The sequence below is a fragment of the Romboutsia sp. LXY-2 genome, from assembly GCF_056171995.1.
The window spans coordinates 87,217-112,067 of sequence record NZ_JBKFGI010000008.1; the positions used below are offsets into that span (position 1 = coordinate 87,217).

Consider the following 24,851-nt stretch of genomic DNA (forward strand, 5'->3'; position numbering starts at 1 on the left):
AACATATAATAAAGGGGAAATTTATGGTTAACACAAGCTTAGAATTAAATATAAATACTTTAAAGCAATACACTATTACAATGATGGAAAAGTGTGAAGAATCGGTAGCAAAATCTATAGAGGCATTAACAACAAAGAATTTAGAATTAGCTAAAAAAGTTATTGAAGAAGATGATGAAATAGACATGCTAAGAGAGTATATAAGAGATAGAAGTATAGAACTTATGGCTTTAAAACAACCGATGGCTAAGGATTTAAGATATATATATGCTTTAGGGAGTATAGCAATTGAATTAGAAAGAATAGGCGACTATGCTGTGAATATTGCTAATGAGCAATTAAAAATAGGAAGTGAAGAGTATATAAAAGAATTAGTTGATATTCCTAAAATGTCTCAAATATGCAGAGAAATGATACTAGATGCAAAAAAGGCTCTAGAAGAAAATGACGAAGAGTTAGCATATAGTGTAGCATTAGTAGATGATAAAGTAGATAAGTTATATGAGTGTATACATGAAGATTGTTTAAATGTAATGGATAAAGATAATACAACAATTGAGCAAGGTGTAAGGCTTCTATTTGTAGGAAGGTACCTAGAAAGAATAGGAGATCATACAACTAATGTGTGTGAGAAAATAATATATGCAATAAAAGGTGAAATGGTAGAAATAGGATAAGTAAATATAAAATATAATATATTCACTATGATTAGAAAATATCTTATAGAGAAAACTAGGAATAAGTTTCTCTATAGGATATTTTTTTATAAAAAACACATAAAAAAGACACCTATAAAGGTGCAATTATAGCTACCCATATTAATAGTAATAGATTATACTATTAAAGGAAATAAAGAGTGTTTAGAACTCTTGCATCGGGAGGTAAGGCTTTGAAATTAGAAAAAATGGGTATGAGGACTATAAAGAGCGGTATAGCAGTAATGCTTTGTGTTTTAATAGGATCAAGCCTACTTGAAAATGTGGTTTATGCAGCAATAGCATGTGTTGTTTCTATGCAAAACACTGTTAAAGGATCGTTAAAAGAAGGATTAGGCAGAGTAAAGGGAACTGCAATAGGTGGTTTACTTGGATTTATATTTGTATTAATAAGCCCAGGAAATCCTGTACTAGCAGGATTAGGCGCAATTATAATAATTTATGTACACAACTTATTAAAATTAAAATCTATAGTAGTTTCATGTATGACATTTTTTATTATTCATCTTGGAAGGGTTGAGGGAAGTGCGGCACTATATTCTATTTCTAGGGTACTAGATACATCAGTAGGTGTTGTAATAGGTGTATTAGTAAATTATTTAATAGTAAGACCGGATTATTTAGAAAGTACTATTAATGAACTAAATAGAGTAGAAAAAACAGCAGTAAAGCTTTTAGAAACTAAGATACTTAAAAAAGAAAAAATAAATGTAGATAAGTTAACAAAACAAGTTAAAAAACTAGAAGGTGTATATGGTAAGCTTTTAGAAGAATTAGATTATAGCAAAAATACAATTGATATTGAAAATCTTGATATGACTGTGAGTATATGTAAAGAAATATGTATTCATATGGAATCAATAGAGTTATTAAGCAAAAAATTATATATTAATGAAAAAAATTACAATGATTTAAAAGAAATATATAGTAAAGAAAAACTAAATTGGGATATCGATGAAAATGAAAGTCCTGTATTTAACTATCATTTAGAGAAAATAATTGCAGAAATGAAAGAATTAAAAATCATAAATGAATAAAAATAATCAAATCATAAATAAAGTACAGCATCTCTACAGATATTAACCTTTATAAGGTATATAGGAGGTGCTGTATGAAATCTATAGACATCCAAGAAAAATTACTAGAAAAATACAAAATGGAGTTATTCGAACAGCTTATACAGATGGTGTGGAATGACGACATAGAAAGTATAGATAACTTACCTAAAAAAGTTCAAGAGAATAATAAGAATCAAAAAATTGAAGAAAAAATTTTAATTAATTTAATAAGAATAATTATGGGACTTGATCCGATAAAAGAAAATAATAAATCACTTAAAGAAATGGTAAAGGAAGCTAATGACTTAAGTGTTTTTTGTGAACCCATTATTCCCATAATATCTGACGCATGCAAGTATTGTAGTGAAAATAATAAAAAAGAGACATGTTTTATAAAAATGAAACATATAAATTGTAATGACAAGCATAGCTGTAGTGCTTGTGGTAGCTGTATAAGTAAATGTAGGCTAGGAGCTATTAGCGATAAGATACAATTTATGCCAATAATTAAATTGTTAAAAAATAATAATATACCAGTATATGTAATAGTAGCACCATCATTTATTGGTCAATTTGGAAAAGATATTACCCCTGGAAAACTTAGAAGTTCTTTTAAGAAAATTGGATTTAAGGATATGATAGAAGTTTCTTTAGCGGCGGATATTCTTACAGCAAAAGAAGCTTATGAGTATTGTAGCCATATTGAAAGTAATAATAATTACTTTGTAACAAGTTGTTGTTGCCCAGTATGGCTAAGTCTTATAAAAAATAAGTTTCCAGAAATCTTAAGTAAGGTGTCGCCATCAGTATCGCCAATGGTAGCTTGTGGTAGATTAGTAAAAATGTTAGAACCTGAGTCTAAAGTAGTATTTATAGGACCTTGTACGGCTAAAAAGAAAGAGGCTACTCTGGAAGATGTAAAAGACGCAGTAGATTTTGTACTTACATACAAAGAGGTTGAGATTATATTTAAATCTCTAAAACTAGACTTAAATTCTATGGAAGATGATGAACGCTTTGAGGCTTCATACTCAGGTAGAATATATGGGCGAAGTGGTGGTGTTAGCAAAGCAATTGAAATTAATGCGAAAAAAATTAATCCTAATATTATCTTCAAAAAGGCGATTTTTCAAGGGATTGAAGAGTGTACAACAGGTTTAGAGGACCTTAAGGATAGTAAACTTGATGTAACCTTTATAGAAGGAATGGGATGTATAGGTGGATGTGTAGGTGGTCCCAAAAAAATAATAGGGGTAGATGAAGGTACAAAATATACAGATCAGTACAGTGAGTCTACAAATATAATAACTCCTTTTGACAATCTAAATGTTACTCAATTATTAGCATTAATGGGGTTAAAAAAGCTTGAAGCTATTGGGGAAGAGGAAGAAAAAATATTAAAGATATTCAGTAGGGATACACACAAATAATATATTTCTATCAAGGGGGAGATTGAGGTATGAAAAAAGAACTTAAGAAAAGTTTTTGGGCAATGGTTTGTAGTTTACTTATTGTAGGGTTTGTATTTGTAACAATGAAAATAGACGAAAGAAATATAGCATTAAAAAGTGAAAATATCAATAGTGATGTAAGTAATAGTAGAGAAGATGAAAGCAATACTATTATAGAAAATAAATCAGAAAAAATTGCTTATATAACTATAGATGATGGTCCATCTAAATACACTAATGATATACTTGATATATTAAATAAAAATGATGTGAAAGCTACATTTTTTATGATAGATGGAAATATGAAAAAATATAAAGATGAAGTAAATAGAATAGTATCTGAAGGACATGGAGCAGGATTTCACAGTGTGAGTCATGATAAAGATAAAATATATGAAAGTCCTGATGTAACAGTAGGGGAGTTTAATACATGTAATAATACATTAAATGAAATAACTGGATCATCATCTAAATTAATAAGACTACCATATGGAAGTAAACCATATATGCCTGAAGAATCATATGATAAGTTATTAGAAAGTGGATATTTAATATGGGATTGGAATGTAGATACTCTTGATTGGAGAGCAACTACAGACCAAATTGTAAGTAATGTATTATATTATGGAAGAAAGCATGATGAACTGGTTCTTTTAATACATGAAAAAGAGCAGACTGTAGAAGCTTTAGATAATATAATAATGGTTTTAAAAGAAAGAGGATATAAGATACTTCCTATATCAGAAAAAACAGATGAGAAAAATTTTTGGAAAGCTAACCTAAAATAATTCACAAAATTAAAAAAATTGTATATATTATTATAAATAATTGACAATAATAATGATAATTGGATATAATTAAATAATAATAATTAATAAAAGACGATGATGAAGAGGAGTATGTAAATACTACTAAAAGAGAGGAAGACCCACGGGCTGAAAGGTTTTCTAAGTATAAGATTTACAGAAGGTAGCTTCGGAGTTTCTAAGCTGAACTAATAGTAAGTTTAGACGGTTAGAACCGTTATATTCTTTGAGAGCCAAAAGTATTTAGTGCATATAGGTCAAAATAGACGAATAAATATATACATATTGAGTAGTCTGCTATAGAATCTAAATGATTTTTGGAAATAAGGTGGTAACGCGAGCTTTTCGTCCTTTGTATAGGATGAAAGGCTCTTTTTTATGTATTAATGAATTATATCTATTTTATATATAGAATAATATCTAATATGTCAAACACAAATAAAAGTACTTTATAAAAAGTACATAATTATAAAGAGGAGGAAATAAAATGGAAAATACTAATTTACCAAAAACGTATAATCCTAAAGATTTTGAATCAAGATTATATTCAAAATGGCTAGAAGATGGATTATTTAAATCTAAGCCAAATCCAAACAAGAAGCCATTTACAATAATGCTTCCACCGCCTAACATAACAGGGCAATTACACATGGGCCATGCACTTGACCATACGTTACAAGATATACTTATAAGATGGAAGCGTATGGACGGTTATGAAACATTATGGCAACCAGGAACTGACCATGCATCTATAGCAACAGAAGTTAAAGTTGTTGAAAGAATAAAAGAACAAGAAGGAAAAACTAAGTACGAATTAGGAAGAGAAGAATTCCTAAAGAGAGCTATGGACTGGAGAAATGAATTTGGTAGAAAAATAGTAGACCAAATGCAACAGTTAGGAGATTCTTGTGACTGGGATAGAGAAAGATTTACAATGGATGAAGGATGTAACGAAGCTGTTACTGAGTTCTTTGTAAAGTTATATGAAAATGGTCAAATATACAGAGGAAACAGAATAATAAACTGGTGTCCAGATTGTAAGACTACTTTATCAGATGCGGAAGTTGAGCATGAAGAACATGATGGAAAGTTCTATCACATAAAGTATCCAATAAAGGATAGCAACGAGTTCTTAGAAATAGCTACAACTAGACCTGAAACAATGTTAGGGGATACAGGAATAGCTGTAAATCCAGAAGATGAAAGATATAAGCACTTAGTTGGTAAGCATGCAATACTTCCTTTATTAGGTAGAGAGCTTATAATAGTTGCTGATGATTATGTTGATTTAGAGTTTGGAACTGGTGCAGTTAAGATGACTCCAGCTCATGACCCTAACGACTTTGAAGTAGGTCAAAGACATGATCTTGAAAAGATAAATGTAATGAACGAAGATGGAACTATGAACAAGTTAGCTGGTAAGTACGAAGGTATGGACAGATATGAGTGCAGAAAGCAACTTATAGCTTACTTAGACGAAGCTGGTTACATGATAGCTATAAAAGATCACAACCACAATGTTGGTTCTTGTTACAGATGTAGAACAGTAGTTGAGCCAAGATTATCTGATCAATGGTTCGTTAAAATGGACGAGTTAGCTAAACCTGCTTTAGATATATTAAAGAGTAAAGATTTAGAATTCGTACCAGATAAATTTGATAAAACATATTCTCAATGGTTAGAAAATATAAGAGACTGGTGTATATCAAGACAGTTATGGTGGGGTCACCAAATACCAGCTTATTACTGCCAAGATTGTGGTGAAGTAATAGTTGCAAAAGAAATGCCAACAGCTTGTAAGTGTGGATGTACTAACTTAAAGCAAGATGAAGATGTACTAGATACTTGGTTCTCTTCAGCATTATGGCCTTTCTCAACTTTAGGTTGGCCAAACAATACAGAAGAATTAAACTACTACTATCCAACAAGTGTACTTGTTACAGGATACGATATAATATTCTTCTGGGTAGTAAGAATGGCATTTGCAGGAATGTTCTGTATGGATCAAACTCCATTCAAGCATGTATTAATACATGGACTTGTTAGAGATTCTGAAGGAAGAAAAATGAGTAAGTCTTTAGGAAATGGTATAGATCCATTAGAAGTTATAGACCAATATGGAGCAGATGCTCTAAGATTCATGTTAGCTACTGGAAATTCCCCAGGAAATGACATGAGATTCTACATGGAAAGAGTAGAAGCATCAAGAAACTTCGCTAATAAATTATGGAATGCATCTAGATTCGTATTCATGAACATAGAAGGCGACATAATGGATGGAGTTACTAGAGAATCAGTAGAAGCTAATATGACATTAGCTGATAAGTGGATAATCTCAAGAGCTAACAATGTTGTTAAAGAAGTTACTGATAATATGGATAAGTTTGACTTAGGTATAGCTGCTCAAAAGATATATGACTTCGCTTGGTCTGAATACTGTGACTGGTATATAGAAACAGTTAAGCCTAGATTATACTCAGAAGACAAAGAAGCTAAGCAAACTGCATTATATACATTAACATATGTATTAGAAAAGATATTAAAACTTCTTCACCCATACATGCCGTTTATAACAGAAGAAATATATACTCACCTTCCAACAGTAGAAGGAAGTATAGTAGTAGCAGAGTTCCCTCACTACAACGAAGCTGATAATATGGCTAAAGAAGAAGAAATGATGAGCTTAACAATGGATGGTATAAGAAACATAAGAAATGTAAGAGCTGAAATGAATGTACCACCATCAAAGAAAGCTAAAGTTATAATAGTACCAACAGCTGAAAAGAAAGAAGCAATGGTTGCTGGAAGTGATTACTTCGTGACATTAGCATCTGCATCAGTAGTTGAAATAGTAGAAGATGAAACTAACATACCTGAAGACGCAGTAAGTGTTGTTATAGATGGTGTTAAGATATTTATACCACTTGATGAATTAGTTGACTTTGCTAAAGAAATAGATAGATTAAGTAAAGAAAAAGCTAAAATAGAAGGTGAAATAAAGAGAGTTAACGGAAAACTTTCTAACCAAGGATTCTTAGCTAAAGCTCCAGAAAGCTTAGTAAAGGAAGAAGAAGCTAAGAAAGAAAAGTTTGAAGAAATGATGAAATCAATCGTAGAAAGACTTGAAAACTTAGAAGCTAAGATGAAATAATTTAATAGCCTATTAATATAGGATGTTATAATACACACCTAAAATACACGTAGTAATCTATTTTGTTTGACTCTATAGAATACTGTATTTTAGGTGTTTTTTATACTTTGATTTCTAAATATATAAATTTAAAGCTACTTTTTGTGCGGAGAAGGAGAAATTGGCGAATAAATAAGTTGAAAATATATAAAATATCGGATGATTATATAGAGTATTTGAGGCAATTTGAGGACACTATATCTTTAAATAAGGATAATAAAAGATCGTATATTGGAGTTGTATTTGTTATAAATAATATGATACCTGTTGTAGATAGTGAACTTATAAAAATAGATATAAACAAGATAGAATATATAGCATATAAAAATTTGCTTCAAAATCAATACAGATATTTAGAGGGAAAAAAGATAAGATTATTGACAAAATTATGATATTTAAATTGTATCTATGTCCAGAAAATACAGATTTACCATTAAGCTTTTCATACAAAGGATTATCTATAGCAGTAGGTATAATCTGTTTAAATTTGTGATTACATTTTCTATCATTGCATTTAAAGCTTACATGATAAGTGTAACTGTGGTGAAGATATGTACCCTTACCGCAAACTGGGCACCTAGGATATCCAGGTAAGTACTTTTTAGACGATTGTAGTGTAAATTGTCTACGACATTTTTTACATAAGTATTTTTGATTGGAGTTTTTATCCTTACCAAACTTATATAAATTTGTGTTATGACATTCAGGGCATTTAACCGTAGGTTTCAATTTTCTCGACTCCTTTCTATAGGGGGAATGTGTTTTGTGGTGAAACTATTGTAAACCCTATCGGGGTCGAGATTCAAATATAAATAAGTTAACAGAACGAATAGAAATAATGGAGGGGAAATATGGAAGTAGATTTATACACAGGTGAATTGTTATTAGAAGATACACTAATTAAATAGATACAACTATAATTAGAAAAGTTAAAACAAGAAAATGTATCAGAAGATGATAAGCAGGAATTAAAATAATTAACAGATATATTGAAGTAGGATAAAGTATAGATATTAAACTATATTTTATCCTATTTTTTATGAATTTTTATAGGAAATAGCGTAATGGAGATGCGATATATTATATTTTATATTTAAATTAAGTTGTATTTAGTAGGATAAATAATAAGTTTGTAGAATATCAACTATAAATAGGTTTATATGAGGATATTTTATGGAATTAAAAATAAGTGATTTACCTCCACAATTTGAAAATATAGCTAAAGAGCTTGGAATTCAAAGGGCAAAGTTATTATTTAAAGAATTTAGAGGGACATTTGTGTACTTTCCTACTGAAAAAATAATATACAAAGAATCCAGATGCAGAGAGATTATATCTGAGTACAATGGCTTTAATCATAAAAAGTTAGCAGTTAAGTTTAATATGTCTGAAAGCTATATAAGGGCTATTATAAATAGACATAAGAAAAGTGATTAAAATAAAAAATATACAATAAAAAAAGGATATGTATTTTAAATTATCAATTAAAATACATATCCTTTTTATTAGAAAAACATCTCTATATTAAACTTAATCTTTTTCTCTTTTACACTTATGGCAAACACCATCAAATGTAATATTATATGATGTTATAGATATATTGCTATCGGTAGATATATTAAATACAATATCATCAATTGAGCTAGTATCAATATCATGAACTTCGCCACAATTAGAACAAACAACATGGGCGTGAGGATTAAGATTGTGATCAAACATATCAGATAAATGAGGAATACTTATTTTTTTTATTAAACCTTTTTCAGATAAAAAAGATAAGTTCCTATAAACCGTACCTAAACTTAAATTAGGATAATCTATTTTTAATTTTGAATATATATAATCAGCCGTAGGATGATTATCACTATTTAAAACCATATTTAAAATAGCTTGTCTTTGTTTTGAAAATCTCATTATATTAGTATTAGAACTTGTCCGCTCTTATTTCAAAGTATGCTTTTGGATGATCACAAACTGGACATTTTTCTACAGCTTTAACACCTGTGTGTATATAACCACAGTTTCTACATCTCCACTCTACTGATTCTTCTTTAACAAATACAGTTTCTTCTTGGACATTTTTTAATAACTCTAAATATCTTTCTTCATGTTCTTTTTCTATTTTTCCAACTTCTCTAAACATAAATGCTATTTTCTTGAATCCTTCTTCTTCAGCATCTTTAGCGAATTGCTCGTACATATCAACCCACTCATAGTTTTCGCCATTAGCAGCATCCTTTAAATTTTGTTCAGTCGTTGGGACACCATCATGTAATAATTTAAACCAAAGTTTTGCATGAACCATTTCATTATGAGCAGTTTCTTCAAATACAGCTGCTATTTTATTATATCCTTCCTTTTTAGCTTGAGATGCATAGTAAGTGTACTTATTTCTTGCTTGAGACTCACCTGCAAAAGCAGACATTAAATTTTGCTCTGTTTTAGTTCCATTTAAATTCATAAAAATACCTCCTATATAAAATATAAAATTTTACTTATTTAATAATTATAAGTAATGATAATCATTACTACTTTCTATATAATATAATACAAAAATATAGTAGTCAATATATTTTTATTATTAACTAATATAAAAAAGTATTTAAAAAATATATTGACATAATAAAAAATAGATGCAATAATAATAACAGTAATCATTACTATTATTAAAATGATAATTTAAATTATTTAATAGTACATAAAATATATAATTAATAAGAGGAGAAAAAAATTATGAGATCAATAACTAGATTAAATATGCAATATGCACACCGTTTCTTAGGGTATGAAGGAGAGGCTCAATATTTACATGGACACCAAGGTAACTTAGTTATAGAAGTAGAAGGTAGTGTAAATGAGGAAAATGGATTTGTAGTACCATGTAATGATATAAAAGCGGTGGTTTGGGATTATATGAAAAACTTTGACCATGCATTAATATTACAAGAGAATGACCCATTATTACCTTCAATATTAGGTGTATATGAAGAACAAGGAATTAAAGATGGTTCACCTACAAATACTACTATAGGACTACCTATAGACAATGAATTAGCAAAAGCTTATCCAGAATGCAGATTAGTAGTGGTTAAGAAAGTTGCAACTTGTGAAAATTTAATAGAAGTATTCCATTATTTATTAAAAGATAAGTTAAATATAAAGAAAATGACTTTTGCATCAGGTGATAACTGTGCATCAATAGAATTTTAATATTAGCTAGATTAAAGATAAAGGCCTTACTCATATACTTTAAGAGTGAGGCTTTTATCTTTATAAGTTCGACAACGAGGTGAATATATGAGTAATTTACAAATAATATGTGACAGTTTAGCAGATATACCTAAGGATATAATTGATAGATACAAAATAGAGGTTATACCTTTAAAGATACTAATTGATGATAGAGAATATAGAGATGGTATAGATATATCAAATGGAGATTTTTATAAGAAATTAAAAGAATCTAAAGAAATACCAAAAACATCTCAAGCTACATATATACAATTTGAAGAAATATTTAAAAAATATAAAAATGAAGGTAAAAAAATATTATATATATCAGGGTCTTCAAAAGTAACTGGAACGTATCAGTCTGCTAATATAGCAAAAAATGAGGTTAAAGGAGATATAACTATATTTGATAGTTTAAACCTATCCTATGGATGTGGTGCACAAGTAGTTAAAGCTTGTGAGCTTAATGAGAAGGGATATAAATTAGATTGTATACTAAAAGAATTAGAAAAAATAAGGGCTAATATACAAGTTTTATTTGTGGTTGAAACATTAGAGTTTTTAAAAAGGGGTGGAAGAATTACAACAGCTACAGCAACTGTAGGTTCTATGCTCAATATAAAACCAATTATAGAAGTTAAAGAAGGTACTCTTAGAAAGGTTTCTCAAGTAAGAGGATCTAAAAATGCAATTAATAAGCTTATAGAGTTAACTAAATTAAATAATCTAAAAATGAATGAAAATATAGAAATAGCTTTAGGAGAAGGTGACAATGTAAGCGATTTAATTAAATTGGAACAAGCAGTAAAAAATAGTATTAAATTTATTAATACTACTAACATAGAGATTGGTGCATCAATAGGTTCTCACGCAGGTCCTGGAACTATAGGTATTTGTGTGTACTGATTAATCATTATCATGATATAATTATTTTTAAATTAAAAAATAGCTAATATGAGTTAATATTTATAAATTATATAAAGAAGTATACGTCTAATAAATGAACTGCTCCCTGTCAAGTAGACAGTGGAAATAATAAAAATTAAGCAACTAAGGTCTGAGCCCTATATTCAATTGGACTTAGACTTTTTAGCTTTTTCTGTAACCTTTTATTATTGTACAATTTTATATAATTATCAATTGCAAATTTTAATTCATCAAAGTTATTAAATCTTTTCAAGTAATACATTTCCGACTTAATAATACCCCAAAACCCTTATATCAGACCATTATCTATGCATATACCAACACGAGACATACTTTGAGTTGCTGATACCTTATCAAGTTTTAGCTTAAAATGTTTTACTTGTATATTGATATCCTCTATAGCTATGAAATAATGGCTTTGCACTAGGATTTGATTCTATAGCCAAATCAAAGAAGTTAATTGGTAATTATCATTATTTTCAATACAAAAATCTACTATTTCAAATCGTTCATTATAAGTTGTTTTTCTACCTTTAGCTATAAATGAATTCTCCTTAATACTAGAAAAATTACATTGCTTATGGCTATTATTGTACCTTTTAATCCATCTACGAAATACTGAATCTGAAGAAATATTGTACTTTCTGCATATTTCTAACAATGATTCTTTGACAGAAATATAATAGTCAACTGCTGAATCCTTGGTTTTGGTAGAATACTTTTTATTATATGAAAACTGACAGAGGCATTCGGCTACATTTGTGTCATATTTACTAATCCATCTATAAAACGATTCTCTTCTAATATTTAGTTCTTCACATATATCACAGGCTCTTTTTTTACCTGTAATATACTCTTGTACAGATTTGATTTTTACTTCATAAGATATTTTAGATTTTCTAGACATGAAAATACTCCCTTCATAGAAACAGTTTTATTATTTTAACTGTCTACTATAAAGGGAGCATACCAATATTGAATATTTATCATGAAAAAGAAAACTTAGAGACGTATTTCATAAATTTAATGTAGGCTAATGAAAATGCATAATTTAATACGATTAGAACTATATAAATTATTTAAAAATAAGTTATTTTATATATTATTGATGATTCTTATATTAATAAGTATTTGGTTTAATCTTGAATATACAATTAATTTAGATAAATAAGATATAGCTAATTCTATAATACCTGCAATAAATTTTAGTTTATTTGAAGGTAATATGTTATTAATGCTTGTTGCAATTATGACATGTACTTTCATAAATTTAGATTATAAGAATAACTTCATAAAAAATATATATCCAAGTTTAAAAAGTAAATCTATGTAGATAACATCAAAAATTTTATGCTTTTTAATTATAAATTTATTCTTCTTATTTGCAGTTTTTGTAGTTTTTATAATATCATACATAATTATTTGTATGAAAAATTCTTATACTATTGATTTAAATTATATTGACGTAGGAAAGTATTTTTTTAATAAGCTATTAAATTTAACAAATGCATCGACGTTAATATTATTAGTATACTTAATCTCAAATAATATTATTACAACAACTGTTTTTTCCGTACTTTTTAGTGCGGGAGCTATTGAAAGTGTTGTAGTTTTGGTACTATCTTTATTTAAAATGAAAGTATAATTAATATATATATCTAATATATCAAGCCATTTTAAATTAATGGATATAAATGGTGTTGATTTTAATACATTAATATTAACGAGTATTTATATTTTAACCCTAGCTTCAATTTCATTTACTATTTTATCAAATAAGAAAGAATATGTTTAGATATATTAATATAGACTAATGTTTATTATTTATTCAAAAATGTATTGAAAATCTGTGTAGATTAGTTAGTAGGAAATAAAGAGTATATGTAGAATATCAAATATAGATAAGTTTTATAGTAGGATATTTTATGGATTTAATCATTTGAGTTTGTAACTTTGAGAGATTGGGTTTTTGAGCTATCGTATGCTTTAGAATTCCTCACAGTAGCACTGAGTTGATGTTCTACGTTAAGCTTATGTTAACAGAATGATTTTTGATTAAAAATTATTAGCCTAAATCTCCAAAAAATATAGCTGTCAGTGGTTAAATAAGAATAAGTTAAAATGAAATAATTGAATGACCCCTTAAGATAGGTAATATAAAAAACTACTTTAGGGGTTATTTTTATACTTACAATATTAATATAATATATAAAGTCATATGTTTATAATATAATGATTAAAATATTGTCCAAATAGGAGGAATCATGTGGTAATTGGGTGAAATTATATAGTTGATATTAAGATAAGGATATAGTGATTTTTAGAAGGATATATATAAATTTACTAAGGGGGAAAGTGACTTGATAAATATTAAAATCAATAATAAAGAAATTAGTGTAAAACAAGGCACAACTATTTTTACAGCATGTAAAAGTATAGGGATTGAGTTGCCTAATTTTTGCAATGATGAAAGATTAAATCCAAGCGGATTATGCAGAATGTGTTTAGTAGAAATAGAGGGAGGAAGAAACCTAGAAGTTGGTTGTGCAACCCTTGTAAGAGAAGGTATGAAAATACATACTCATAGTGAAAAAGTAATAGAAGCTAGAAAAGAAATTTTAGAGCTTATGATATCAGATCATCCATTAGAATGTAGTACATGTGCAAGAACAGGATCTTGTAAACTACAAGAATATTCTAATTTATATTTACACAATTTTAAGCCTAAGTACAATAATGAACCAAGGAAATTATCAATAGATGATAGTAATCCATTCTATTATTATGATCCTAACAAATGCATCTTGTGTAAAAAGTGTATAAGAGTTTGTGATGAACTCCAAGAAGTATCTGCAATAGATGCAACAAGTAGAGGTGTAGATACAAGAATAGCACCGTTTTTTATGGATTCAATAAATGAGTCAAACTGCGTATCTTGTGGTAACTGTGTATCTGTTTGTCCAGTTGGAGCATTAGTTCCTAAAAATGGGCAATTCTTTAATACAAAAAAAGTAAAAACAACTTGTTCTTACTGTGGGGTAGGATGTCAACTTGAGCTATTAGTAAAAGATGATAGAGTAGTAGGTAGTGAGCCAGTTGAGAAAGCTGTTAATAATGGATTGTTATGCGTTAAAGGAAAGTTTGGATATAAATTTATTAATCATGAAGATAGGCTGAAAGAACCTTTAATAAAGAAAGATGGCAAGTTTGAAGAGGTTACTTGGGAAGAAGCGTATGATTATATAGCAGATAATTATAGTAGAATAAAAAATAATTTTGGTGCTAATGCTATGGCGGGACTATCTTCAGCTAGATGTAGTAATGAAGAAAATTATCTATTCCAAAAGATGATGAGAGGTGTAGTAGGTACTAACAATGTGGACCACTGCGCTAGATTATGACATTCCTCTACAGTTGCAGGTCTTGCAACTACATTAGGTAGTGGAGCTATGACAAATAGCATAGAAGAAGTAAATAAATTAGAAAGTATATTTGTAATAGGATCAAATACAACAGAAAATCATCCGGTAATAGGAATAAAGATAAAGCAAGCCGTAAGAAAAGGTGCAAAACTTATAGTGGCAGACCCAAGAAGAATAGAATTAGCTGATAGAGCTGACGTATTTTTACAAATAAAGCCTGGAACTAATGTTGCACTTTTAAATACAATGATGAACGTAATAATAAGTGAAAATCTACAAGATACTGATTATATTAAAGAAAGAACAGAAAACTACGAAGCGTTGGTAGAATTAGTAAAAGATTATACTCCAGAAGAAGGAGCTAAAATCTGTGGAGTAGATAAAGAAGATATAATAAAAGCGGCAAGAATATACGCAGAGGCTAATAATGCAGCAATATTTTATTCGATGGGTATAACTCAACACTCTAAAGGAACTCAAAATGTTATGAGTATATCTAACCTTGCATTGCTTTGTGGTAATATAGGTAACGAGTTTGGAGGAGTTAATCCACTAAGAGGTCAAAATAATGTTCAGGGTGCATGTGATATGGGAGCATTACCAAATGTATTCACTGGATATCAAAGTGTTACGAATGAAGAAATAGTAAATAAATTTGAAAAAGCTTGGGGAGTATCTTTATCTAGAAAAGTTGGCTTAACAGTACCTGAAATAACTCATGAAATAGGAGAAGATAAAATTAAGTTCTTATATATAATGGGTGAAAATCCAATGATATCAGACCCAGATATTAATCATATACAAAAAGCTTTAGAAAAACTAGATTTTTTAGTAGTTCAAGATATATTCTTAACGGAAACAGCACAGATGGCAGATGTAATACTTCCAGCAGCATCCTTTGCTGAGAAAGATGGAACATTTACAAATACAGAAAGAAAAGTTCAAAGAATAAGAAAAGCTATAGAGCCTGTAGGAAACTCAAAACCTGACTGGGTAATAATAATGGAAGTAATGAACAAACTAGGATATGATAAAAAATATAATAATCCTAATGAGATAATGGAGGAAATAGCTACTATTACACCTCAATATGCTGGAATAGATTATTCTAGAATAGAAACTGATGGAATACAATGGCCGTGTCCTAATAAAGAACATCCTGGAACGAAAATACTTCATGTAGGTAAATTTGCAAAAGGAAGAGCAACTTTTGTACCATGTGATTATACTTTAAGTTTTGAAGGCTTAAGTGAAGACTATCCATACACATTAGTAAATGGAAGAGTATTATATCACTATCATACAAGAACTATGACAGGAAGAGTGGATGGTTTAAATGAGAAGTCTCCACATTCTTATATAGAAGTAAACCCAATAACAGCTCAGAAATTAGGGTTTGAAGATAATGAAAAAATAAAAGTATCTTCTAAGCGTGGAGAAATAGAAACATATGTTAAAATAACAGATATAGTTGACGAAGATGTGTTCTTTATGCCATTCCATTTTGCAGATGGAGCAGCTAATTATCTTACTAATACTACATTAGATAGTATAAGCAAGGTTCCTGATTTAAAGGTATGCGCTATAAAGGTAGAGAAAATAAGAGAAGCTGAAAAAGCTCAAGCATAAGTTATTAAGAGAGAATGACTCATAAATAAATTTACATGAAAATAGTAATGGATTTTCTGAGAAAATTTATGTTATGAGTCACCTCTTTTAATTTAAAGAAAAGGAAGTTAGGATGGTTAAGGTGGACAATTTTAAAAGTGCAGTAATTCTAGCTGGTGGAAAAAGTTCAAGAATGAAGTTTGATAAGCAGTTTTTGATTATTAATGAAAAGAGATTAATTTTCAATATTGCTAAAAATCTTGAAAAACATTTTGATGATATTATCATTGTTAGCAATAAAAAAGAATACTATAAAGATTGCAAATATAAGGTCTTTAGTGATGAAATTAAAGATTCGGGACCATTGGCAGGAATATCAGTAGGTCTTAAAAATAGCAGTAGCAATTTTGTTTATATAGTAGCTTGTGATATGCCGAATATTGATGATAAGTATATTGAATATATTAAAGAAAAAATTGGACAAGACTTAAAGCTGGGTATAAATAATCATATATACCTGTCTAAAATAAACAACAATATAGAGTTATTTAATGGATTTTATAAAAAAGAACTTAGTGAAGAAATAAAAGATTATCTGATAAATGGTACAAAAAAATCAATAATAAGCTTTTATGAAAGATGTAATAAAAATGTAAGTTATACTAGTGATTTTGAGTTCAATAAATATAAATTTAAAAAAGATATGTTCATAAATTTAAATACTAAAGAAGACTTAGATTTATACCAAAATATAAAATAATCATTAAGTTGTCTAAACTTGTTAATGAATATAAACTTGGCTATAATAAATATAAACTAACTTAGGAGGGTCAATTATGGCAGGAAACTTATTTGGGAGAATGGCAGCAGATACATTAGGATTATCAGATATAGGGAAAATAATATCACCTCAAGATTTTGATAAAGTAGATGGCGATGATTACATAATGCATGAGGATGGAGAAAAAATATTCTTCGTTATAAAATCTAAATCAGATGAGTATGTGTTCACTAATAGAGGCCTATTACATGTAGATGGTGAAAATGCCATGAGTAAAAAGAGAACTGTTAGAAGACATGAGTTTTACAATGAGAAAGTAAGTGCAGTAACATTAGAAACTGCTGGTACTATAGATGCAGACGTAGAAATAAAATTTACATTTGGAATTAAGTCATTTAGCATAGATGTTGATAAAAAACAATTAGAGCAATTAAAAGATTTATATAAGGCTTTAATTGAGATAAGTAGATTACAAAACAAAAATCATCTAGCTGTTGAAGATGGAACAAATGGTTTAAAGATGGCTAATGATGCACTATCAAGATGTACTATAGAAGGAAATATATCAAATATAGTACAAGATTTAACTAACTTCAACTTGGACTGGATGGAAGCTCTAAGAAAGACTTATAGTAATAGAGATTTTACAGAGGTATTTGAAAAGTATATAAACAATTAAGGGGGAAATTAATGAATTATAAAGAGTCATTAAAATACCTAGAAGATACTCATAAATTTGGAATGAGGCTAGGATTAGACAATACAAAAAAGTTACTAGAGCTATTAGGAAATCCTCAAGATAGTCTAAATATAATTCACGTAGCAGGAACTAATGGTAAAGGCTCAGTATGTTCATTTGTATCTACAATATTAAAAGAAGCTGGATATAAAGTTGGACTATATACTTCTCCATACTTAGAGACTTTTACAGAAAGAATAAGAGTAAATGGTGAAAACATATTAGAAGAAGATGTAGCCAGAATAATTACCTTAATAAAAGAAAAAATTGAAATAATGGTATCTGAAGGCTATGCATATCCAACAGAATTTGAAATAGTAACAGCTATGGCATTTTACTACTATAATGAACAAAAAGTTGATTATGTTGCATTAGAAGTTGGACTAGGTGGAAGATATGATTCAACAAATATAATAAATAATCCTTTAGTTACAGTGATAGTATCAATAAGTTTAGATCATATAGGAGTACTTGGTGATACGGTAGCAAAAATAGCTTATGAAAAAGCTGGTATAATAAAAGAAAATTCAACAGTAATATGCTATAAGCAATGTAAGGAAGCAGAAGATGTTATAAAGGAAGTATGTAAAGAAAAGAATGCAACTTATATAGAAGTAGACTTTAATGATGTAGATGTTAAAAAGTCAGATATATATTCTCAAGTATATGATTGTAATATAGCTGGGAAAAAATACGAAGATATGGAAATTAATCTTATAGGAGATCATCAGATAAATAATTCTATGGTAGCTTTAAAGGTTATTGATTTCTTAAAAGAATCTAAAAAAATTAATATATCAGAAGAAGCAATAAGAAAAGGTCTATTAAATACAAGATGGCCAGGCAGAATAGAAAAAATAAAAGAAAATCCAATGTTTATAATAGATGGAGCTCATAATGAAGATGGAGCAAAATCATTAGCAAAAGCCTTAGAAAAAAACTTTAAGAATAAAAAACTAACACTTTTAATAGGAATGTTAGAAGATAAAGATATAGATGGTGTTTTAGAAATATTAATGCCAAACTTTAATAGGGTAATAACAACAACACCAGATAACCCTAGAGCAATAAACAGTGACAAATTAAAAGAAAAAATTGAAAAGTACGTAACAGACGTAACTTCAAAACCAAAAATATCTGAAGCAGTAGAATACACTCTACAAGCTTCAAAACCAGAAGACATTATAATAAGCGCAGGCTCATTATACATGATAGGCGAAGTAAGAAGTTTAGTAAAAGAAGATTAGTAATATTTTGGACAAGCCTTATGACGCTACGCTACGCGTAAAGGATGTGGCTTTGCCAGAGATATAATAACTAAAAGTAAATAAGTGGTTTGTGTATACCCACCACCAAATAAAAAAGGCTATTTCAAAATACTTAAATTTTAACTGTTAATCTAGCGTAGGTGTGACATATAAGTTCGTACGACATTTGCAGGCGTGTTTTTGCCTGCATGGAGAAGAAATTATATGGCATGCCGAAGCGGTGGATTACACATTAAAATTGTATTTTGAAATAGCCTAGATTATTATAAAGCTTGTCTTATGGCTTTTGATAGTTGATCTGGACAAGATGTAGATTTATTTCCACAAGGAATGTTTTCTAATCTATCAGCAACATCATTAGCATCTTGACCTATAACAAGGTTTTTGATTCCGATCATATTACCTGGGCATCCACCTATAAATTCAATATTAGTTATTTTGTTATTGTTATCAACTTCAAAGCTCATTTCTCTACAGCAAACACCAGATGGCTTAAATGTTATTTTCATAAATGTCATCTCCTATACATATAAATACTTTTAAACATTATCATACCAACATGTACCAAAGAATGCAATATTAAAACAACATGAATAATATATTAACATTATTAATATATTTTTAAGTATAAAGATAGTAGAAAGGAGGAGATATTTTGAAAATATACATTTCCAACTATTTATCGGGAAGTATTAGCATAATAGATATCGAAAGTCTAGAAGTAGAAAAGGAAATAAAATTAGAGGAGAATATATATCCACATTATTTTTGTATAAATGAGGAAAAGAATCTAATTTATATTCCTAGCTCTATCAACGGAATACTTTATGTAGTTGATTTAAAGACTGATAAAGTGGTGGATACGGTTTCTATAGGTGGTAGCTTGAGTAAAATAGCGCTAAATAATGAAGATTTATTTTTGGCAAATGAGGATACGGATAGTATATACATACTAGATAAAGATGAATTAAACCCTGTAGGTATAATAAGCGTGGACAATATGCCACAGGGGTTCGATATTGATAGGGAAAAAAATAAATTATATGTACCATGTATTAACTCTATAGTATGTATAGATGCAGTGAAAGAATGTATAGAGAAAAAAGTTGACTTGGACTTTAAAGCTTGGCATGTGGAACTAGATACAAGAAAAAAAGAAATATATGTTTCAACTCTAGATGGAAAATTAGTCATATTAGATGAATCTACTATGAAAATAAAAAGAATACTAGAGGATTTTTTATTGCCAGTAGAAATATGTTTTAATTATAGTGGAAATAAAATTTATGTAACTGATTTAGGTCATAAAGATGTAAGGATACTAGATTACAATACTGGTCAATATGAAGGTAGTATTTGTATTGATGGAAGTCCTCAAGGATTAGAAATATCTAAGGATGAAAAATTACTGTTTGTTTCGGATACTCAAAAGAATTCAGTAAAAATATACAATACAATAGATAATTGTTTGATAAAAGAAGTGAAAGTAGGAAAAGAGCCTACAACAATAATTTGTATGTAGGCTTAATGATTATCACGTATTAACAAATCTATAACTTCTGCATACATATAAGATGCATTGTTTTTCCAGTTATTACAGATATGTTTAGCTTGTTTCTCAGAAGAAACATTTAAATTCAAGTCTATTAAATTTGATTGATTTTCTATAACTCTTAAGTTAACTATGAATTCGTTATCACTTTGCTTAACGTAACTAGACTTAACTTGAGTATCTGCTAATAAGTTTTCTTTATTAGTTACTATATATTCATCTATTTTTTTAGTAGCATTTTCAGGTATTCTAGATAAAAAGTACTCTAAAGTTTCAAGACCTTTTTGAGTAAGAGAATAGTATTCTCTATTAGAGTCCTTATATGTAGTTAAAAATTTAGATTCCATAAGTTGAGATAAAATCTGTTGTAATGAAAAATAATTCATCATTTCAGTTTCTAAAACAACTTGAGTTATTTGAGAATTAGTTAAATCCATCTTAATTTTATCTAAAATATATAAAATTAAAAGCTTATGATAAGCTAATTCTTCAGATGAGTTTTCGAACATTATATCATCCTCCGCAAATCTATTTCTATATAATATATTAAACCAAAATATATAAAATTAAAAGTACAATTTAGTTAATATTGTAGAAGTTTTAATTGATAAGGAAAAAGGCTACCATAATGGTAGCCTTCTTTTGTTTCTGTCAAAATTTACTATTTACTTACCAGCCATTTGGTTTTCTGCCATCTCAACTAATTTCTTAGTCATGTATCCACCAACATAACCATTTTGTCTAGCAGTTAAATTTCCTTTATCAACTGTCTCATAGTTAGCTAAACCTATTTCGTTAGCTATTTCTAACTTCATTTGATTTAATGCAGCTTTTGCTGCTGGAACTGCTTTTTTGCTTGACATAGTAAATTTCCTCCTGTAGTTGTTTTATTAGCAACACTGTATGTCGTGTTGTTAATATTAATTTAACCATTTTAGATAATTATATTACGGTAATTTTTGGTAATAAATTATCTTTTTCTAAAAACTTTCTAGGTTAGCTAGATAGTTTTTTACTCATCTTAACTTTTTTGTCTTTTCTTATGCCTTCTTGAATACCATGAGGCTCTCTTTGATGGTATCTGCTATCTACTTTCATAGTAAATCTGCCAGTTTCAACTTGCTTTCCTTTTACATTATCAAAAGAACTTCGTATGTTTGACATAGTACACCACCTTTTAAAATTAAGATTACTAATAAGTTGCCCAAATAAAAAAATAAATTTTATAGTAATTTTTTGAAATTTAAAAAATAGATTTTAATAGTAGGAAAAAAATACAAGCGGGAGGTGTTGTATGAAAATTAAATTAAAAAGAACTAAAGCAATGATTTCTAGCCTAATAGTTTTTGTTCTAATGATTGGGACAATTGTTGGTTTAGTTTATGGTATGAAGTACATATATGTAGCAAAAGATAATTCTAAAATACCTATATATAAGGTAGATACTGAAGATAAAAAAATAGCCTTAACTTTTGATGTAGCTTGGGGAACTGAAAAAATGGATTACATTATAAAAACTTTAGAAAAGCATGATGTTGAATCTACCTTTTTCTTAGTTGGAAGCTGGATTGATGACAACGAAGAAATGGTAAAAACATTAGGTGAAAAAGGCCATGAGTTAAGTAACCACTCAAATACACATGCAGATATGACAGCTTTATCTACTGAAGCAATATCAGAAGAAATAAAAGTTACAAGCGATAAAATTTATGAACTTACAGGTCAACAAACTAATTTATATCGACCTCCTTTTGGAGAAGTAAATAACAAAACTATGGAAATATGTGATGCATTAGGATATAAAGTAGTAAAGTGGGATGTAGATTCTCTTGATTGGAAAGAAATTGGTGCTACACATGTTACAGAAAGAGTTATTAAAGATGTAGATTCAGGTTCTATAGTATTATTACATTCAAATATAAGTAATATAGAAGATTATTTGGATGGTATAATTACAAGATTAAAGGAAGATGGATATGAATTAGTTACAGTATCGGAGTTGTTATATGAAGATAACTATACTATAGATTCAAATGGAGTTCAAAAATTAAATAAATAGTTTGTACATATAAGTCATGTAGGATATAAGGGTAAGATTACTATTATATTCTATATGACTTTTTAAATTTAAAATTGTAGAAATGATTAGAAATAAGGATATTTTAAGAGATTATGATGAAATATATGGTATTATAATGGTGTGTTAGAATTTTGACAGGGGTGAGATATATGTTTTCTATTCCAGAAATAAAGATAGTTGAGTATGTAATGGATAAAGACTTCATAACTATTTCTAAAGATATGAATCTAAATGACTTAATAAGTAAAATGATAGAGCATAATCAGAAAACATTCATAGTTGAGGGAGCTATAAATGGTATTGATGGTATCATATCAATGACAGATATTCATAAACTTCATAATAAAAGTAATGAGTTTAAAGACATTAAAGTAGAAGAAGTTATGAATAGAAATATTATAGTAGGAGAAAAGAATCTTACAATTGATGAATGTAGAGATATAATGCGAAAAAATAATATAGGAATACTTCCTATAGTAGAAGATAATAAATTAATAGGTATATTAAATCAAGAACATATAAGAGATCACCTTTATATGTTAATGGAAGACTACGGACTAACGGTTCAACATATTGTGGGAGAAATCAGAGAAGGTATATGTGCTATTGATAAAGATGGAATTGTTATATTATGGAACAAATTTATGGAAGATAGATATGATATAAAGGCAGATGAAATAGTAGGTAGATTTATGAGTGACTTTTTGGAGGACACAATATCAGAAAGAGTATTAAAAGCAAGAGAGTCTATGAATGATGTTTACTATACCAACAAAAAAGAAGACCTTTATGGTTTAGTACACGCTAATCCTGTATATGTGGGAGATGAACTATTAGGTGTAGTATGTACAGAGGTTGATATAACTGAAGCTAAAAGATTATCAAAAGAATTGGAAAAGGCAAATGGCACTTTAAGATATTTACAAAATGAAGTTAAAAATCTTTCTAAAGGTAGTTTTGATAAAGTTTTAGGAAAGAGTTATAAGTTAGAAAAAGCCAAAGATATAGCTAAACAAGTTGCTAAAACCACTAGTAGTATATTTATTTTTGGAGAGAGTGGAACTGGTAAAGAAGTCTTTGCGAGGGCTATACATGAGCACAGTGAGAGAAAAGGACAGTTTATACCTGTGAACTGTAGTGCCATACCTGCAGAATTATTTGAAAGTGAATTTTTTGGATATGAGTCAGGAGCATTTACAGGAGCAAATAAAAAAGGAAAAATGGGTATATTTGAGTTGGCTAAGGATGGAACTGTATTTTTAGATGAAATAGGGGAATTACCTATGAGTATGCAAGCTAAACTTTTAAGGGTATTACAAGAAAAAGAAGTGCATAGAGTCGGTGGAGAAAAAATTATAAAAATAAATTCAAGAATAATCTGTGCAACAAATAAAAACTTATCTGAGTTAGTTAAAAAAGGTGAGTTTAGGGAAGACTTATATTACAGACTTAATGTAGTAGAAATAAATTTGCCTCCTTTAAGACAAAGAAAAGAAGATATAGAAATATTAATATATAGTTTCTTAAAGGATATTTGTGAGCAAAATAATAAACAGATTTTAAATATAAGCAAAGAAGCAATGGAAGTTCTTCAAAGATATAGATGGAAGGGAAATATAAGGGAGTTGAAGAATACTATAGAGACAATAGTAGTGCTATCAAAAGGTGATACTATTAATATAGATGATATTCCTCATTATATAGTAGCATCTTTAGAAAACTTAATTGAAGATGATGATAATGATTTAAATATTGTAAGAGCTACTCAAAAACTTGAAATGAAAATAATCAATAAAGCTTTAGAAATGAGCAAAGGCAATAAAGCAAAAGCTGCTAAATTATTGAGTATTCCAAGGGCAACGCTATATTATAAGTTGGACCAATATAATATTGAACAGAATAAAAATTAACATGTGTTAGAAAATAGACACGTGATGAAAAACTGACGCTTTGGACAAAAAATAGACGTAACCTAGTAATTGCAAAGTGTATAAAAAAATGTTAACGAAAAAATAAAAAAAT

General features: G+C 28.5%; 25 protein-coding genes and 1 other annotated feature. Of the genes, 16 read left to right on the plus strand and 9 right to left on the minus strand.

The window, feature by feature from the left end; translation table 11 throughout:
* The first annotated feature begins 23 nt into the window (after window positions 1-23).
* The 6 genes from phoU (at window position 24) to ACI48P_RS14155 (ending at window position 7,613) form a co-directional block, all read left to right on the plus strand.
* The gene (gene phoU, locus ACI48P_RS14130) at window positions 24-677 is read left to right on the plus strand and encodes a phosphate signaling complex protein PhoU (protein ID WP_475216768.1); all 654 of its coding nucleotides are present in this window, start codon (window positions 24-26) and stop codon (window positions 675-677) included.
* A gap of 212 nt (window positions 678-889) precedes the next feature.
* Entirely contained in the window at window positions 890-1,753 is an 864-nt protein-coding gene (locus ACI48P_RS14135) for an FUSC family protein (protein ID WP_475216770.1), read from the plus strand.
* Window positions 1,754-1,827: 74 nt separating this feature from the next.
* Window positions 1,828-3,204, plus strand: a complete 1,377-nt coding sequence (locus ACI48P_RS14140) for a [Fe-Fe] hydrogenase large subunit C-terminal domain-containing protein (RefSeq protein WP_475216772.1) — start codon at window positions 1,828-1,830, stop codon at window positions 3,202-3,204.
* Window positions 3,205-3,233: 29 nt separating this feature from the next.
* On the plus strand, window positions 3,234-4,013 hold the full coding sequence (locus ACI48P_RS14145) for a polysaccharide deacetylase family protein (RefSeq protein ID WP_475216775.1): 780 nt from the start codon (window positions 3,234-3,236) through the stop codon (window positions 4,011-4,013).
* Window positions 4,014-4,100: 87 nt separating this feature from the next.
* Window positions 4,101-4,387, plus strand: a binding site (T-box leader).
* 131 nt (window positions 4,388-4,518) lie between these two features.
* Window positions 4,519-7,182, plus strand: coding sequence for a valine--tRNA ligase (locus tag ACI48P_RS14150; protein ID WP_475216780.1), 2,664 nt, complete (start codon window positions 4,519-4,521; stop codon window positions 7,180-7,182).
* A gap of 176 nt (window positions 7,183-7,358) precedes the next feature.
* Window positions 7,359-7,613: a type III toxin-antitoxin system ToxN/AbiQ family toxin gene (locus tag ACI48P_RS14155; RefSeq protein ID WP_475216781.1), complete on the plus strand. Its 255-nt coding sequence runs from the start codon at window positions 7,359-7,361 to the stop codon at window positions 7,611-7,613.
* Here ACI48P_RS14155 and ACI48P_RS14160 read toward each other — a convergent pair.
* Window positions 7,504-7,950: a transposase gene (locus ACI48P_RS14160; protein ID WP_475216783.1), complete on the minus strand. Its 447-nt coding sequence runs from the start codon at window positions 7,948-7,950 to the stop codon at window positions 7,504-7,506. The two genes, ACI48P_RS14155 and ACI48P_RS14160, sit on opposite strands and share 110 nt — an antisense overlap.
* Before the next feature lie 444 nt (window positions 7,951-8,394).
* Between ACI48P_RS14160 and ACI48P_RS14165 the strand changes: the two genes are divergently transcribed.
* Complete coding sequence (locus ACI48P_RS14165; protein WP_475216785.1) at window positions 8,395-8,658, plus strand: Mor transcription activator family protein; 264 nt, start codon at window positions 8,395-8,397, stop codon at window positions 8,656-8,658.
* Window positions 8,659-8,751: 93 nt separating this feature from the next.
* On the opposite strand, the gene ACI48P_RS14170 is transcribed toward ACI48P_RS14165, so the two are convergent.
* Window positions 8,752-9,135, minus strand: a complete 384-nt coding sequence (locus tag ACI48P_RS14170; RefSeq protein WP_475216787.1) for a Fur family transcriptional regulator — start codon at window positions 9,133-9,135, stop codon at window positions 8,752-8,754.
* A gap of 10 nt (window positions 9,136-9,145) precedes the next feature.
* Window positions 9,146-9,682, minus strand: a complete 537-nt coding sequence (gene rbr, locus ACI48P_RS14175; RefSeq protein WP_475216789.1) for a rubrerythrin — start codon at window positions 9,680-9,682, stop codon at window positions 9,146-9,148.
* A gap of 272 nt (window positions 9,683-9,954) precedes the next feature.
* On the opposite strand from rbr, the gene ACI48P_RS14180 reads away from it, so the two are divergent.
* Window positions 9,955-10,431, plus strand: a complete 477-nt coding sequence (locus ACI48P_RS14180; RefSeq protein WP_475216791.1) for a 6-pyruvoyl trahydropterin synthase family protein — start codon at window positions 9,955-9,957, stop codon at window positions 10,429-10,431.
* Window positions 10,432-10,518: 87 nt separating this feature from the next.
* Window positions 10,519-11,358 carry a DegV family protein gene (locus ACI48P_RS14185; protein WP_475216793.1) on the plus strand — a complete coding sequence of 280 codons (840 nt, stop codon included), beginning with the start codon at window positions 10,519-10,521 and terminating at the stop codon, window positions 11,356-11,358.
* 136 nt (window positions 11,359-11,494) lie between these two features.
* On the opposite strand, the gene ACI48P_RS14190 is transcribed toward ACI48P_RS14185, so the two are convergent.
* Both ACI48P_RS14190 and ACI48P_RS14195 read right to left on the minus strand, forming a co-directional pair.
* Window positions 11,495-11,656, minus strand: a complete 162-nt coding sequence (locus ACI48P_RS14190; RefSeq protein WP_475217331.1) for an IS3 family transposase — start codon at window positions 11,654-11,656, stop codon at window positions 11,495-11,497.
* Between the two features lie 159 nt (window positions 11,657-11,815).
* Window positions 11,816-12,286: a helix-turn-helix domain-containing protein gene (locus ACI48P_RS14195; protein ID WP_475216795.1), complete on the minus strand. Its 471-nt coding sequence runs from the start codon at window positions 12,284-12,286 to the stop codon at window positions 11,816-11,818.
* A 1,453-nt stretch (window positions 12,287-13,739) separates the two neighbouring features.
* Here ACI48P_RS14195 and fdhF point away from each other — a divergent pair.
* From fdhF to ACI48P_RS14215, 4 genes are all read left to right on the plus strand, one after another.
* The gene (fdhF, locus tag ACI48P_RS14200) at window positions 13,740-16,430 is read left to right on the plus strand and encodes a formate dehydrogenase subunit alpha (RefSeq protein WP_475217333.1); all 2,691 of its coding nucleotides are present in this window, start codon (window positions 13,740-13,742) and stop codon (window positions 16,428-16,430) included.
* A gap of 121 nt (window positions 16,431-16,551) precedes the next feature.
* Complete coding sequence (locus ACI48P_RS14205) at window positions 16,552-17,169, plus strand: molybdenum cofactor guanylyltransferase (protein WP_475216798.1); 618 nt, start codon at window positions 16,552-16,554, stop codon at window positions 17,167-17,169.
* Window positions 17,170-17,245: 76 nt separating this feature from the next.
* Window positions 17,246-17,869, plus strand: a complete 624-nt coding sequence (locus tag ACI48P_RS14210; protein ID WP_475216801.1) for a PH domain-containing protein — start codon at window positions 17,246-17,248, stop codon at window positions 17,867-17,869.
* A gap of 11 nt (window positions 17,870-17,880) precedes the next feature.
* The gene (locus ACI48P_RS14215) at window positions 17,881-19,176 is read left to right on the plus strand and encodes a bifunctional folylpolyglutamate synthase/dihydrofolate synthase (protein ID WP_475216803.1); all 1,296 of its coding nucleotides are present in this window, start codon (window positions 17,881-17,883) and stop codon (window positions 19,174-19,176) included.
* Between the two features lie 284 nt (window positions 19,177-19,460).
* Here ACI48P_RS14215 and ACI48P_RS14220 read toward each other — a convergent pair whose 3' ends face one another.
* Window positions 19,461-19,706: a TIGR03905 family TSCPD domain-containing protein gene (locus tag ACI48P_RS14220; RefSeq protein ID WP_475216805.1), complete on the minus strand. Its 246-nt coding sequence runs from the start codon at window positions 19,704-19,706 to the stop codon at window positions 19,461-19,463.
* Between the two features lie 146 nt (window positions 19,707-19,852).
* Here ACI48P_RS14220 and ACI48P_RS14225 point away from each other — a divergent pair, with 146 nt between their 5' ends.
* Window positions 19,853-20,719, plus strand: a complete 867-nt coding sequence (locus ACI48P_RS14225) for a YncE family protein (RefSeq protein WP_475216807.1) — start codon at window positions 19,853-19,855, stop codon at window positions 20,717-20,719.
* Between the two features lie 2 nt (window positions 20,720-20,721).
* On the opposite strand, the gene ACI48P_RS14230 is transcribed toward ACI48P_RS14225, so the two are convergent.
* From ACI48P_RS14230 to ACI48P_RS14240, 3 genes are all read right to left on the minus strand, one after another.
* Window positions 20,722-21,258: a DUF4364 family protein gene (locus tag ACI48P_RS14230; RefSeq protein ID WP_475216808.1), complete on the minus strand. Its 537-nt coding sequence runs from the start codon at window positions 21,256-21,258 to the stop codon at window positions 20,722-20,724.
* 156 nt (window positions 21,259-21,414) lie between these two features.
* On the minus strand, window positions 21,415-21,612 hold the full coding sequence (locus ACI48P_RS14235; protein WP_438647924.1) for an alpha/beta-type small acid-soluble spore protein: 198 nt from the start codon (window positions 21,610-21,612) through the stop codon (window positions 21,415-21,417).
* A gap of 133 nt (window positions 21,613-21,745) precedes the next feature.
* Window positions 21,746-21,913 carry a hypothetical protein gene (locus ACI48P_RS14240; protein WP_475216813.1) on the minus strand — a complete coding sequence of 56 codons (168 nt, stop codon included), beginning with the start codon at window positions 21,911-21,913 and terminating at the stop codon, window positions 21,746-21,748.
* Window positions 21,914-22,043: 130 nt separating this feature from the next.
* Between ACI48P_RS14240 and ACI48P_RS14245 the strand changes: the two genes are divergently transcribed.
* On the plus strand, window positions 22,044-22,808 hold the full coding sequence (locus ACI48P_RS14245) for a polysaccharide deacetylase family protein (RefSeq protein WP_475216817.1): 765 nt from the start codon (window positions 22,044-22,046) through the stop codon (window positions 22,806-22,808).
* 170 nt (window positions 22,809-22,978) lie between these two features.
* Complete coding sequence (prdR, locus tag ACI48P_RS14250) at window positions 22,979-24,739, plus strand: sigma-54 dependent transcriptional regulator PrdR (protein WP_475216819.1); 1,761 nt, start codon at window positions 22,979-22,981, stop codon at window positions 24,737-24,739.
* Window positions 24,740-24,851 lie beyond the last annotated feature (112 nt).